Origin of the sequence: Bacillus sp. SIMBA_008 (assembly GCF_046535495.1) — a bacterium.
Taxonomy (GTDB): Bacteria; Bacillota; Bacilli; order Bacillales; family Bacillaceae; genus Bacillus; species Bacillus subtilis.
Genome location: NZ_JAWRWL010000708.1, coordinates 1 through 260 on the forward strand (window position 1 = coordinate 1; position 260 = coordinate 260).

Sequence of the window (260 nt, forward strand, 5' to 3'; positions counted from 1 at the left end):
GCCGGACGCCCGAGGGCGCGCTGCGCCAGTTGGACCAGGTGCCAGGCCGGCCACAGCGGCGCCAGCGTGGAGAACAGCTTCGGCAACACCGCCAGCGGCAACCACAGGCCCGACAGCAGCGACATCGGGAAGTACACCAGGTTGACCACTGCCGGCGCGCCCGATGCCGGCACCAGGCTGCCGATCAGCAGGCCGATCGCGCAGAACGGTATCGCGGCCAGCGGCCCGACCAGCACCAGCGCGATTGCCTGCGGCGGTGC

The 260-nt window shown here is 72.3% G+C and carries 1 pseudogene; it reads right to left on the reverse strand.

Going from position 1 to position 260, the window contains the following annotated elements:
- Positions 1-260 (reverse strand): annotated as a pseudogene (locus SB658_RS25085) (hypothetical protein); the annotation flags it as partial.